We start from the raw sequence: 11,661 nt of genomic DNA, 5'->3' as shown, positions 1-11,661 counted from the left end.
CCGGTCCGGGAGTAACGGCTCGATCCGCGCCCACTGCGCGTCAGTCAACGGCACACCCGGACCAACGACCGACTGATCCAAACGAGACTGCCTAGCCGTCGACGCGGTAGAGGGAGTTGTAGAGCGTGGTTCCGTGGGAGCGGACTTCGATGCCGGGGGTGCCGGCGAGCGGCCTGTAGCGCATGAGTGCGAGGCGGCAGCGGGATTCGATGCCGTGGCCGAACCGCTGCTCCTGGCCGCGGGCTTGGAGGTTGTCGCTGTCGGGGTCCCCGATCGTGATGCGGACGGTGCAGCCTTCGGCAGCGCGTTCGGTGAGGAGTTCGTTCAGCCGCGGGTACGCCTCCTGGAGTTCCCGGGCCTGGGCCATCAGGTCGGTGAACGTCGAAACGGGGAGGTCGGCCCGCTACTCGTAGAGCGCCACCAGTTCAGGGCTGATGCCGGGCGGGGCGGGCCCGGCGGAGCGTCGGCCAGAGTGCGTGCACGTCTTCCCCCAGGGCCTTGGCCGCCTGTAGGGCGGTGGCACGGCCTGGGATACGCCCGAGGTTCACCCAGCGCTCGATCGACTTGGGGTCGACCTCAACCTGCTGGGCGAGTGCGGCGTACGTCCAGCCTCCCACCGCCATGACGGCTCACAGTCTCTCGTTCGACACCAACAGGCCCAGGGGCCCGCATCAACGCCGCCGAGGAGCGTCAACGTGCGAATGAGCGCCCCTCATGTGTTCCCGCCCTGGGACTGGACGCCCGGTCGCGCGCCGCCTCGCCGGGGTGGTCACGATGACGGTCCCCACCCCTGATGCCGACGGGCACACCGCCTCGCTCGATGCCAGCGCCCTGGTGATCGACCGACGAAACGGCAAGGTGGGCGTGGTGATGGGGCAGCTTCGGCCGCCACGCGGTGGCCAGGAGTGGGACGTGCCGCCCGAGGACGTACGTATGCCGACTCCCACGGAGGAGCCGAGCGCGAAGGTGGCCGTGGCCAAGCGGAGGTGGAGACGGTGACCCCTCGCTCGGTCCTGCGCTACGAGACCTTGACGCTCCAGCCCGACCGCGAGCCAGACGCGGAGCCAGTCCTGTACGCGATGCAGTGCGCCGTGGACAGAGAGACCAACCCCGCCGAGATCACCGGCAAGCCCGACGACGGCAACGAACAACCCCTCTGTGCAACTCCCGTCCGCTGACGTTGCCGTCAACTACTGCCGTCACCCAGACGCCCCGCCAGATGCCATCCGACAGGGCGTCATATGTGCTCACACGCACACGCCTCCCGAAGTCAGCAAGTGGCAAGATCTACGCGGAATTCACGCATTAGTCCGACAATCGAATCCAGGAAGGCATGGTCAAGAAATTCTTGAGACGCCTGAAAGTTCCGCCAAATAATTTTCGCCGGGGGCCCTTCGCCAGAACTCGAAGAAAGACAGTCCGCGAGAGCGTCAAGATTCGATCCAAAGTACCCGCCCGGACCATTGACCGCCTCACCCAATGCGCAATAGAACCCCGACTTCGTGGAAATTTGCGCACCGTCCAAGTGGATAACGTCCTCCATTCCATAGCGGGCAGCCCTACGGTTCGAAGCGAACCAGGAATTCTGAACGACGTGCAGCCATGCACTTTGATAGTTCGCCGGCCACCGAAGCCATTCCCCCTTCTCCAGGGCGATCCCCGAGGCCCATCGCGGCCAAATTCTTTCCGCTTCGGGATACTCGCAGCGATTACCAAAAATCCGGCATGCGACTCTCGAAATATTTCCGCCTGGTTCCTCTACGCCCGTACCACCGAGCACAACCCGGCCAATGAAGTAATCACCGATCTTCTCCCGTCGGCGATTCATGACCGCCATCACCGCATCTTCGACCCTCCGCCTATCCTTCTCGACCTCATGGGCCCTCAGGAAGGCCACTCCCAAAGACTCTTCTTCCGGGGCGACAAAAAACCCCTCTACTCCTTCAGCGGCAACAAGCACCTTCCCGGACTCTTCATCCGATACCACGTACAGCGGAAAATCTACCTTGCCCACTACAGGCAATTCACCAGCCATGCTTGTCCAAACCGGAACTGGTGCAGCGACAATCAAGTCGCTGCACCAGTTAACCAATAGAGCTACTAGTTCCATCCCGAGTCAGGGAAATGGGGTGCACTGAAGCGTTGGATCTTCGTGCAATGCGTGGACGTCCAGCCGTACACCTTGGCGCCGTTCGGCAGCTCCTTTTCCAGAATTCTGTCAGTTTCCGGCCTACCCGGCACGCGGTACTCCTTGGAACCTGCCCACCACGGGTGTTCACGTCCCCCGTAAGTGTCGTGCGAAGGAATCCGTCCCGCCTTCACGTCGTCGTAGGCTGATGCGATCATTCATCCCCCTGGGTAGGGGATCCGACAGCTTCCCATTGGAGCAGTTGCTGTTGTGAACCAAGACCGGCGTCTGGCCAGCGAGTACATAGTAGGTGTGGAGTTCGCTGACGGTGAGGTTGTACATGTCCGCGGAGCCGGTGCGCACCTCCACGGCAGTAATCCGCACGTGCTTGTCATGGGTGGTGTTGAGCATGTGGCCGGGCTTGAGCTTGCCGGCCTGCACCCAGGTGTGGGTGGTGTCGTCCCAGAAGGGATGGAGGGAGGTGGTACGGAGCGTCTGGGTCTTCCCGTCGAGGTCCTGTACCTGTACGTCGATCAAGTCGTCGTCGTGGTTGACGAACGTGGCGGTGACCTTGCGTGGGCCCTTGTGCTTTCCGTCATCGGGGTCGCCGCTCTCCACCCGGTCGCCCGGCTTCACCTTGTTGATAGGTTTGGATGTGCCGTCGGCGAGGAGGACGGGGGTGTCGGGGTCGAAACTGCACGGGCCGCCTTCAGCCGACGCGCCTCGCCGGGCCCCACGGCCGGCGACCCGGCCGGCTTGACCGTTACCTCCGACCAGGCCTGCGTTCACTCCAGCAGCCATCAGGTCGGTGGGGTTGAACCAATCTGTCCCGCAATCCCAATCTGAATCGCAGGAGAACATCTTCGCCTTGATTCGCTCGTATTCGGCGAGACCGTCTCCCACCATGCAGTCGTAGCGGTGGGGGTCACACTGGTATTCGACCCAGTGGTTGAATCTTTTAGCGACTTCGTCGAGATGAGGGTTGTCGGCCGGGAAGTAGACGCCCGGGTAGAGCTTGACGTGCCACTCATCGTGGATTTTCACCATGTTGTTTGAGTCGCCATTGGCCGCAGCCGGGAGCGGACCCGGGTATCCCGCCCCGCTGGAGCTGTGACCGCCTACTCCGCCGGCTCCCGGTGGCGCTTTGGTGATTGTTCCGCTGTCACCGCCCACCACGTTCCCCCGCGGCACGCCGATGCCGCACTGATCGGGATGGCAGAGGCCGGTGGGGTCGCTCAGGGTGGCGGGGTTGTTGTTGGCGTAGGCGTAGGCGTTCAGGCTTTGTGGGTCGGCCGGGGCCGTGAGCGGGTCGACGCTGATGAATCGGCCGGTTGCCGGGTCGTATTCGCGGGCGCCGAGGTGGGTGAGGCCGGTGTTTTTGGTGTCGTCGGTGCCTCCTACGAAGCCCTTGGTGCCGGGCCAGGCGGTCGGCTTGGTTCCTCGGTTGCCGCCGAAGGGCAGGGTGCGGCGCTGGGTGAGTTTCTGTGTGTCTGCTGCGATGGCGAGTTGGGCGGTGCCGTGGTGGTCGGCGAGGGTGAAGGAGATGGTGCCATCGTTCTGCTGGACGGCCTGGTTGCCGCCGCTCAGGTCAAAGTAGCGCGTGGCCTTGGGGGTGGTGCTGCCCTTGGGCAGGGTGATTTCGGTGGCGCCGAGGTAGAGGGTGGTTTCGGTGGGTGTGCGGGCTATGAGCCGATTGCCGTCCGGGTCGTACAGGAGAACAGGCCACATAAAGCCCTGATCCATCCTGGCGCCCCGCACCGCCCTCTGATCCGGGAGCTGGAGTCACCATGTGGGCGGACGTCGCTGGTCGTTCGGGGCGAAATGGAAAGTGGCCGGATGTGCGACCTTTCAACCTGTGGAAGCTAGCTCACTCTCCGCCGGCTTTCCCTGCGCGTGCGAACAGTCGTTTGTGTGTCCGTAGGGCAACTCGGTATCACCCGGATAGCGGAACAACCGCACCAAGTCGCTAGCGCATCAGCGGGGATGATTCGTTAGTGCGCTAACGTTCGTCGCTGCCAGCGTCACCTTCCCTGCGTAAGTGCAATGGCGCGACGCCGTAGTTTCACCCATCTTCGCGGTGGTCAGGGCGGCAGCCGGTGCGGTGTCGCCGGCGGGGCGGTCAGTCTCGCGACCATCTCCTCCGGTTCGCCGGGCGGGATATTGCGGGTGGGTCCCCCTCGTGGGCGGACTGGCCGGTGTCGATGTCGTGGGGGTGGTCTCCTCGGGCGGTAGCCTGGCGAGCGGTGGAGGCGTGTGGGTGCCTGGTGGCCCTCCCGGTCTTCAAAACCGAGGGGCCCGGGGATCCCGGGCCGGCGGGTTCGATTCCCGTCCGCCTCCGTTCCCTGCCCGCGTGCCGGCCAGACACGGGCCCGGTGTGGGTGCCGAGTCATGGGAGAGCTGTTGCGCATCCGCTCCCATGGCGAGATGTCATAAGCGGATACCCGGCTCGCCAGGCGGTGAAGGCAGGTTCGGTCAAGGCGTGGCGCGCACGCACGTGTGTGGCTCCGCCCTGTTGCACAGTCTCCACGGTGCGACGATGAACACCCACTCCTGCCGGGTGTTCACGGGCGTGGAGTCGGTACGTATGCGCAGGGGCTTGCCGTTGTCGTCCTTCAGCTGCATCCACCGCGTGGTCTGGTAGGAGTCGGTGTAGCGGAGCTTGATGCCCCACCGGCACGACTGCCCGGGTGGCGCGATCGCGTGCACCTTGACACCGCCCGAGGGCTGGCCGCCTCCGACCTCGAGGTAATGGGTGCTGAAGTAGGACTCGCCCTGTCCCTCGGTCTCGTCGGTCAGCACCGGTTCGCCGGCGAGGGGCGGAATGTTGAGCTGAAGACCTTCGTAGGACGCGCCGCCCTGCTCCGGAAGGATGACGACGGTGCGCCCGGCGCTCTTCCGGCAGGTCACGTCGGTGACCTTCCAGCCGTTGATGACCACCGCGGTGGACCGGGTGCTCATCACGTTCATCTGGAACACGTCGGCGTACCATCCGAGGGCGCCCGAAGCCAGTTGGTCCCTGTACCGCTCGGGGGCGTGTTCCAGCATGGCGCGGTCGGTGAGCAGGCGGCCTCCCCATTTCTTCAGGTACGAGAAGGCGGCCGCGCGGTCGCCGGCGGCCACCAGTTTCCGCTTCTCGTCGAAAGTCAGCACCCGGTCGAAAACCACCGCCCATGTCTCGGGCTCGTCCTCCTCGGGCCGCACGGACACCGTGAACGGCGCCTTGTCGGCGTCGTACTGCGCGTTGGAGTCGTTCTCCCGGGCCACACTGGGACTGATCATGAGGTAGCCGGTCAGCGTGTCCCGGAAGACGGCCACGCAAGCGATCGCGAGCATCACCAGCAGGGTCACTGCTCTGCGCCGCCGGGTGGAGCCGGGCGCCAGACCGAGTGCCTCGGTGACGATGGACGCGAAGCTCTCACGAGGTGTGCCGTCCTCGTCGGCGCCGTTCCGCCGTGGGTGCCGCGCGACCACGGCCGGGCCGGCGTCGGAGTCCCCGCTCTGTCCGGCCTGTCGTGGAGCCGGCTCCGCGTGGATGCCGTCGGCGCCGCCCGGCTGTGGCTCCTGTGTCCCGTCCGATGACCCGGTCGTCGTCATGCCCGTCCCCCTGTAGACCCGCACCACTCCACGCCGCTTCCGCCACGCTTCCGTACCGGGCGGCACCGTGACGTACAGCGACCCGTCGTACGGGGCGTCACTCCGGTGGCACGCCCGTCACGCCCGGACTCCGCGGCTATGCACGTCTCGTCATCCCTCGATACCCATCCTCGGCGTCGACGACGACACGCGACTGCGTCATGGTGTCGACACCCATCGTACGAGGAGCCCAACCCACCGCCCCCACACGCACGTTGGGGACGGTGACCGACTTCCACCGACTTGCGGCAGCAGTTCAGGCGTGAAGGGCGTGAAGGGTGTGAGGGGTGCGAGCCGGCGGTTCAGGGCCGGCTTGATCACCGACCGGTACGCGCCACCCCTACGGCCGGATGTAAGGCCGAGTCATGATCTCCATGTTGTGGCCGTCCGGGTCCTCGAAGTAGGCGCCACGACCACCGAACAGGCTGTTGGTCTGGCCGGCTTGAGTGTGACGGGGGTCGGCGTAGTAGGTGACCCCGACCGCCTCCAGACGGGCGATCATGGCGTCGAACTGCTCGTCGGGCACGAGGAAGGCGTAGTGCTGTGACTGGATCGGCTCGCCCCTCTTCTCGTAGTAGTCGAGCGTCACACCGTTGCCGAGGTCGACGGGCAGGAACGGCCCGAACGGCGCACCGACTTTCAGGCCCAGAATCGCGGCGAGGAACTCGGCGGACAGGTGCCGGTCGCTCGCGTAGACGGCGGTGTGGTTCAACTGGACACCGGCCGACGGCAGTTCGGATGCATGCGGGTACTGCTGGGGAGAGGACATCAGTGGTGGGTCTCCGGTCTTGGGATCCGCTGTGGTGAAGCGCCGCATACGGGCGCGGGAAGCAAAGACGCGGAGAAAGGGGCGGGCCTCTTGCCCGCCTCGCGCTCACGCCGAGGCCGGGAGCCTCACTCGTGCATGGCCCATGGCCGACCCGGCAGTCACCTGACCGACTTTAGTGACCAGCACAGGCTGGGGCAACTTCGTCCCCCACCCTGTGCTCTGGCCGCAGGTGGAGCCGGTGACGTGAGAACACCCCCTGTACGTCGCCGACTTCGGGCGGTCGACCCAGGAATCACTTGACGGACCGTCAGAAGTCGTACGGCTTCTCGGTGTTCCAGTTCAGCACGTCGGCCTCGTTCCAGCGGAACTTCTGGTTCTGGCCCTTCATGACGACGGAGTAGAAGGGGCCGGTGTGACCGTCCGCGCCGCGCAGGGCGATGGCGAGCGTCTGCGCCGTGTGGTGCTTCGAGCCGTAGTCGAAGAGGTTCACCGCGCTGTACACCTTGCCTCCGGGCTGGAGCGTGAGGTGCTTGTCTCCGCCCGGGTTGTCCTTCTTCGAGTGCGGCAGCGCGGCGTTCTCGCCGTTGTCGGTGTTCCAGTCGAGCACCACGCCCGGGTACGAGGTGACCCAGCAGGGCTTGGTGCCCTCGTTCACCGCGGTGAGCAGCAGGTGGTCGCCCTGCTGACCGGCGAACCGGTGCACCGCGGTGACCAGCAGCTCGTCCCCACGACACGGCTGGGCGCTCGCCGTCGCGGCCTTGGCCGCGATCTCCACCGCCCCGCCCTGCGCGGTCGCCGTACGCACCGTCTTCTTGAGGTCACCACCGTTGGTGGCCCGCTCCGTGCCGCCCTTGCCGTCCGTGTCGGACGCGGACCGGCCCTGCGCGGCACCCGGGGCGGGGGCGGCGCCCGACGCCTTCGAGTCGTCGCCGGAGCTGCCGCAGGCGGCGAGGCCCAGCGCCAGCGCGGCGGTGACGGTGGCGAGGGCGGCGGAACGGGCGGTACGGCGGGCGCGGTGCGTGGTCATGATGAAGGCTCCCTTGTGGTCTCCGAGACGCGGCACCTCCCCCGCTCTCGCGGGGCGACCGGCCGCATCGGCTGTTCGCTGCACCCCATGAGACGACGTCGGCACCGGCGTCGTTCGCTCGGTTCTGTCCGTGTTCGGTAACAAGGCAATCGGGCGCGGGACACCGCGGGCGACGGTGCCGGCACGACCGTCCCGAATGGTCGACACGGCCGCTCACCTGCTCGATTCCCGTCCGCCCGTTCCACTCCCCCGCGCGGCAGCGACGCGCCCCGGGTTCCCTCGTCCGCCCATCGCCTCCGGGGCGCCCGGCACGCCGGGGCACCCGGTGGAGGTGGCCGTCACCCGGGTACTCGGCGCCGCATGAGGAACCACGACCATGCCCAGGAATACGACCACGAGCACGAGTCCGACCGCGGCCGGGAGGCCGGGAACGAGCAGGCGACGGCGGCCGAGCGCGCCGCGCGGCGCCGGCTCGAGGAGGAGCGGGAGCGGGCCGCCGCCGAGCCGTTCGACTACCCGTATCCGGAGCGCCGGGCGGGTGTCCGGGCCCGGCGCCACATCAGCGAGGCGGCGGCGGCCGCGGACACACCGCCGGGGATTCCCGGGGGCTACGGCACGACGGGCGGCGGCCAGCCCGGCGCCACCGGTGCCGCCCACCCGCCCACACCCGACCGCCGTGGCACGCAGACGCCGGCCGCCGAACCCGGCAGCGACGACGAGGGGCCGACGAACCGCTCGGAGGGCTGAACCGCCGTACGGGTGAGACCACGGTGCGGACCGCTGCACCCGGGCGCGGCCGGCCGGGCCGTGACGCGCTCCTCGCCGGCCGGGGCCCACCACGCCACCACGCCACCACGCCACCACGTCGACGCCACCACGCCACCACGTCGACGTGCCGCACGAGGTGCGGAAAACCCGTGGCCGGGGTGCGTGGAAAACCCGTGGCCGGGGCGCGGAACCCGTGGCCGGGGCGCGGAGAACCCGTGGCCGGCGCGTGGAAAACCCGTGGCCGGGGCCCGCGCGGGGCCCCTACGGTGCCGGGATGATCCGTCTCGAGGAGATAACCCCGCGCACCTTCGACGCCGCGACCGGCATCCGCGTCCACCCCGGCCAGGAGCACGCCGTGGCGCCGGTGGTCCGGTCCCTGGCCGAGGCGTACGTCCATCCCGACGGCGTCGCCTGGCCCCGCCTGATCACCGACGACGGCCGTCCCGTCGGTTTCCTGATGGCCTTCTTCGACATCGACTGGCACGAGGACGGCACTCTCTTCCGCTCCGGCCTGTGGCGGCTGAACATCGCCGCCGGGGAGCAGGGCAGGGGCTACGGCCGGTTCGCGGTCGACGCCGTCGCCGCGGAGATCCGCCGCCGCGGCGGCACGGAGCTGTACGCGAGCTGGCACCCCGGCGCGGACGGCCCGGAGGACTTCTACCTCCGCCTGGGTTTCCGCCCGACCGGAGAGGTGAGCGGAGGGCAGACGGTGGGCGTGCTCCAGTTGCGGGCCCGCACCGGATCGGAGGGTCCGCCGGAGGCCGTCGGCCGGGAGGGCGGTGCGTCTCGGGAGGGACTGGGGTGTGGCTTGGGAACGGCTGGGTAGGCGTGCCCACCGGATGGTTCCGCGCCGCCCCCCACCACGCGCGTCACGCACGGTGGCGTGATCACCACGGGACGGCGGACCAGCAAGGAGAAGAACCATGAAGCTCACCCGCCGTATCGCTCTCGCAGGCGTCACCGCTCTCATAGCCGGAGGCTCCGTCGTGGCCGGTGGCGGCTCGGCCATGGCAGTGGCCCCCCATCACCACGAGCACCCCACGGTCCAGCGGGCCGCCGCGGACACCGGGCACGGCACCGACGGCCGGCAAACCGCGCGCCAGGCCGCGGACCCGTGGATCGCGGACCAGCTGGCGACGTTCTTCCCCCCGGCGAGCGGGCGTACCTCGGTGTGCGACTCCTGGGTGCGGGACCAGATCGCCTGGTTCGAGTCCACCCTGAGCGACACGCCGTCCAGGTAGACACCCGCGGCACGGAGACCACGGCCGACAGCACCCCTCGCACACGTACCGGGTGACGCTCAGACCGCGCCGCCGGGTGCCCGGCGATCCCTGCCACGGACCACCACGGCCGCTGCCCCCGGTACCGGCGGGCCGAGCGGGCCGCCCTCGATCCGGAAAGACCCGCGATGCGCCTGACCCGTCCGGACACGGACGTCCATCACGACCGCGCCGGCCTGGCTTGCGTGCGCAGCTTCGGAACCCTCCGCCTCCGGGGACGACGGCTACCGGTCGTCCTCGTCCCGGGCCTCGGAGCGCCGGGCTACCTGCTGTCCACGGCCGACCGCTGTGCCCGGTGGGGACCGGCGCGAGTGCTCGACGTTCCCGGATACGGGGATCCGCTGGGTCCGGCGTGCGCCGCGACGCTGGGACCGCTCGCGGACACGGTGGCGCGCTGGCTGGCGGAGGTCGCGCCGGGCCCCGTGGTGCTGGCCGGACACTCCACCGGCGCCCAGGTGGCACTGCACGCGGCCGTCCGCAGGCCCGACCGGGTGGCGTCGCTCGTCCTGCTGGCGCCCACGTTCCCGCCCCGCCTGCGACGAACGGGCCCGCTCGTCCGTGCCTTCGCGCGCACGGCGGTCCACGAGTCGCCCGGCGTCCTGCCGGCCGTGCTGCCCTCCTATCTGAAGGCCGGCCCCCGCCGCCTCGCCGCCTGCGTCCGCTCGGCCCAGTCGGACGCGCCCGAGCGGCTCATGCCCTCGGTGCGCTGTCCGGTCACCGTCGTCGTGGGCGAGCACGACGCCCTCAGCCCGCCGCACTGGGCACACCGGCTGGCGAGCCTCGCCGGCCACGGGCAGGTCGTAGTCGTCCCGGGAGCGCACTCCTTCCCGCACACCTCTCCGGGACACACCGCCGCCGTGCTGGAGCGGGCCGGGGCGGGGCTGCCCTGACCCGCCTCCCGCGAAATCCCGGCACTCCGCAGCTCATGCCCTCGCGGCGGGGGCGGTCACCGGGTGCCCGGCGGGCGCGGGCGGTCGTCGGCGGCGGGGCTCGGCCGGGGCCGGGGCGGCGGGGCCTCGCCCGCGGTGAGGTGTTCCAGCACCTCGACCAGTTCCTGGCAGGCCTTCTCCACCGAGCGCCGGGTGTTGCGCTGTTCGATGATCACGGCGGAGAGCAGCAGCGCGGTCAGGGCCATCGCGCCGTTGAATGCCTGGAGCTTCAGCATCACCTCGATCCGGTCGAGGCCGGTGAACCCGCCGACGCCGTCCGTGGCGGCGATGGTGGCCACCACCGAGGTGGGCAGCGCGCACAGCGCACTGCCCACCAGCTGGAACCGCAGCGCCGCCCAGATGACGATCGGATAGACGAGGAACAGCAGGCTGATCGAGCTGAACACGGCCAGCGGTACGACCAGACACGCGACGGCGCCGAGCGCGGTCGCCTCCTTCCAGCGGCCCAGGGGCAGCGGCCGGCGTGCATGGCACAGCAACAGCAGCAGCGGGGTGACGATCAGCACGCCCATCGCGTCCCCCACCCACCAGGCGAGCCAGACGGGCCAGAAGCCGCGCGCGGGCAGGCCGTCCGTGAGGACGAGGAGGCCGACGCCGATGGTCGCGCTGATCAGCATGGACGCGAGCGCCGCGAGGAACACCAGGGCCAGGCCGTCGCGCAGCCGGCTGAGGTCGGTGCGGAAGCCGGCCCGGCGCAGCAGGAGCGCCGCGCACAGGGGCGCGGCCGTGTTGCCGAACAGGACGCCGAGGATCTCCACGTCGGGCGAGGTGAGGGACAGCACGGCGAAGAAGGCGCCGAGCGTGATGCCGGGCCAGCAGCGCAGCCCGAGGATCAGCAGCGCGGCGACGGCGACGCCGGTGGGCGGCCAGATGGGGGTGACGACGGCGCCCTCGACGGACAGCTCGCGGAGCAGGCCGAGCCGGGCCGCCGCGTAGTAGCAGGCGGCGACGGCCGGCACCTGGACGATGATGCCGCCCGGCCGGCGCAGGTCCTCGATACCCACCACAGCAGCCATCTCACACCGGTGGCCGCCGCTCGGCGAGGCGGGCACGCTCTCGTCCGGCCCTATGGCTGAATACCCGGCCGGAGCGGATGCCGGGCCGGG

At 69.2% G+C, this 11,661-nt stretch carries 12 protein-coding genes, 1 tRNA gene and 1 pseudogene; 7 read left to right on the top strand and 7 right to left on the bottom strand.

Going from position 1 to position 11,661, the window contains the following annotated elements; all coding sequences use genetic code 11:
- Positions 1-97: 97 nt before the first annotated feature.
- A pseudogene (locus ACZ4SV_RS11285) lies at positions 98-623 on the bottom strand (XRE family transcriptional regulator); the annotation flags it as partial.
- Positions 624-765: 142 nt separating this feature from the next.
- On the opposite strand from ACZ4SV_RS11285, the gene ACZ4SV_RS11280 reads away from it, so the two are divergent.
- Together ACZ4SV_RS11280 and ACZ4SV_RS11275 are read left to right on the top strand one after the other, a co-directional pair.
- Positions 766-999 carry a hypothetical protein gene (locus ACZ4SV_RS11280; RefSeq protein WP_468003410.1) on the top strand — a complete coding sequence of 78 codons (234 nt, stop codon included), beginning with the start codon at positions 766-768 and terminating at the stop codon, positions 997-999.
- Positions 996-1,178, top strand: a complete 183-nt coding sequence (locus tag ACZ4SV_RS11275; protein ID WP_468003364.1) for a DUF7848 domain-containing protein — start codon at positions 996-998, stop codon at positions 1,176-1,178. The genes ACZ4SV_RS11280 and ACZ4SV_RS11275 overlap by 4 nt, the downstream gene beginning before the upstream one ends.
- 92 nt (positions 1,179-1,270) lie before the next feature.
- On the opposite strand, the gene ACZ4SV_RS11270 is transcribed toward ACZ4SV_RS11275, so the two are convergent.
- Together ACZ4SV_RS11270 and ACZ4SV_RS11265 are read right to left on the bottom strand one after the other, a co-directional pair.
- On the bottom strand, positions 1,271-2,035 hold the full coding sequence (locus ACZ4SV_RS11270; protein ID WP_468003362.1) for a barstar family protein: 765 nt from the start codon (positions 2,033-2,035) through the stop codon (positions 1,271-1,273).
- 240 nt (positions 2,036-2,275) lie between these two features.
- Positions 2,276-3,871, bottom strand: coding sequence for a polymorphic toxin-type HINT domain-containing protein (locus tag ACZ4SV_RS11265; RefSeq protein ID WP_468003360.1), 1,596 nt, complete (start codon positions 3,869-3,871; stop codon positions 2,276-2,278).
- Between the two features lie 502 nt (positions 3,872-4,373).
- Between ACZ4SV_RS11265 and ACZ4SV_RS11260 the strand changes: the two genes are divergently transcribed.
- Positions 4,374-4,466: transfer RNA gene (locus tag ACZ4SV_RS11260), tRNA-Sec, on the top strand.
- 134 nt (positions 4,467-4,600) lie between these two features.
- Here the strand turns inward: ACZ4SV_RS11260 and ACZ4SV_RS11255 are convergent.
- From ACZ4SV_RS11255 to ACZ4SV_RS11245, 3 genes are all read right to left on the bottom strand, one after another.
- Complete coding sequence (locus ACZ4SV_RS11255; protein ID WP_468003358.1) at positions 4,601-5,722, bottom strand: hypothetical protein; 1,122 nt, start codon at positions 5,720-5,722, stop codon at positions 4,601-4,603.
- A 379-nt stretch (positions 5,723-6,101) separates the two neighbouring features.
- Positions 6,102-6,530, bottom strand: coding sequence for a VOC family protein (locus ACZ4SV_RS11250; protein WP_468003356.1), 429 nt, complete (start codon positions 6,528-6,530; stop codon positions 6,102-6,104).
- A 307-nt stretch (positions 6,531-6,837) separates the two neighbouring features.
- Complete coding sequence (locus ACZ4SV_RS11245) at positions 6,838-7,557, bottom strand: DUF4232 domain-containing protein (protein WP_468003354.1); 720 nt, start codon at positions 7,555-7,557, stop codon at positions 6,838-6,840.
- 360 nt (positions 7,558-7,917) lie between these two features.
- Here ACZ4SV_RS11245 and ACZ4SV_RS11240 point away from each other — a divergent pair, with 360 nt between their 5' ends.
- From ACZ4SV_RS11240 to ACZ4SV_RS11225, 4 genes are all read left to right on the top strand, one after another.
- Positions 7,918-8,304 (top strand): hypothetical protein, encoded by a 387-nt coding sequence (locus tag ACZ4SV_RS11240; protein WP_468003352.1) that lies wholly within the window; start codon positions 7,918-7,920, stop codon positions 8,302-8,304.
- 295 nt (positions 8,305-8,599) lie between these two features.
- Positions 8,600-9,151: a GNAT family N-acetyltransferase gene (locus tag ACZ4SV_RS11235; RefSeq protein ID WP_468003350.1), complete on the top strand. Its 552-nt coding sequence runs from the start codon at positions 8,600-8,602 to the stop codon at positions 9,149-9,151.
- A gap of 97 nt (positions 9,152-9,248) precedes the next feature.
- On the top strand, positions 9,249-9,566 hold the full coding sequence (locus ACZ4SV_RS11230; protein ID WP_468003348.1) for a hypothetical protein: 318 nt from the start codon (positions 9,249-9,251) through the stop codon (positions 9,564-9,566).
- A gap of 167 nt (positions 9,567-9,733) precedes the next feature.
- Entirely contained in the window at positions 9,734-10,495 is a 762-nt protein-coding gene (locus ACZ4SV_RS11225) for an alpha/beta fold hydrolase (protein WP_365942160.1), read from the top strand.
- Between the two features lie 56 nt (positions 10,496-10,551).
- On the opposite strand, the gene ACZ4SV_RS11220 is transcribed toward ACZ4SV_RS11225, so the two are convergent.
- On the bottom strand, positions 10,552-11,562 hold the full coding sequence (locus tag ACZ4SV_RS11220; RefSeq protein WP_365883889.1) for an MASE1 domain-containing protein: 1,011 nt from the start codon (positions 11,560-11,562) through the stop codon (positions 10,552-10,554).
- Between the last annotated feature and the right edge of the window lie 99 nt (positions 11,563-11,661).

The organism is Streptomyces sp. NPDC027672, assembly GCF_055566335.1.
Note: the sequence above shows the minus strand (reverse complement) of the source record. Positions and strands in the feature narration are given on the sequence as shown.

Bases quoted from the DNA above. Each gene is read 5' to 3' on its own strand.
- ACZ4SV_RS11230 (WP_468003348.1), top strand. From the start codon at position 9,249: ATGAAGCTCACCCGCCGTATCGCTCTCGCAGGCGTCACCGCTCTCATA.
- ACZ4SV_RS11265 (WP_468003360.1), bottom strand. From the start codon at position 3,871: ATGGATCAGGGCTTTATGTGGCCTGTTCTCCTGTACGACCCGGACGGC.
- ACZ4SV_RS11245 (WP_468003354.1), bottom strand. From the start codon at position 7,557: ATGACCACGCACCGCGCCCGCCGTACCGCCCGTTCCGCCGCCCTCGCC.
- ACZ4SV_RS11240 (WP_468003352.1), top strand. From the start codon at position 7,918: ATGAGGAACCACGACCATGCCCAGGAATACGACCACGAGCACGAGTCC.
- ACZ4SV_RS11270 (WP_468003362.1), bottom strand. From the start codon at position 2,035: ATGGCTGGTGAATTGCCTGTAGTGGGCAAGGTAGATTTTCCGCTGTAC.
- ACZ4SV_RS11250 (WP_468003356.1), bottom strand. From the start codon at position 6,530: ATGTCCTCTCCCCAGCAGTACCCGCATGCATCCGAACTGCCGTCGGCC.
- ACZ4SV_RS11255 (WP_468003358.1), bottom strand. From the start codon at position 5,722: ATGACGACGACCGGGTCATCGGACGGGACACAGGAGCCACAGCCGGGC.
- ACZ4SV_RS11225 (WP_365942160.1), top strand. From the start codon at position 9,734: ATGCGCCTGACCCGTCCGGACACGGACGTCCATCACGACCGCGCCGGC.
- ACZ4SV_RS11235 (WP_468003350.1), top strand. From the start codon at position 8,600: ATGATCCGTCTCGAGGAGATAACCCCGCGCACCTTCGACGCCGCGACC.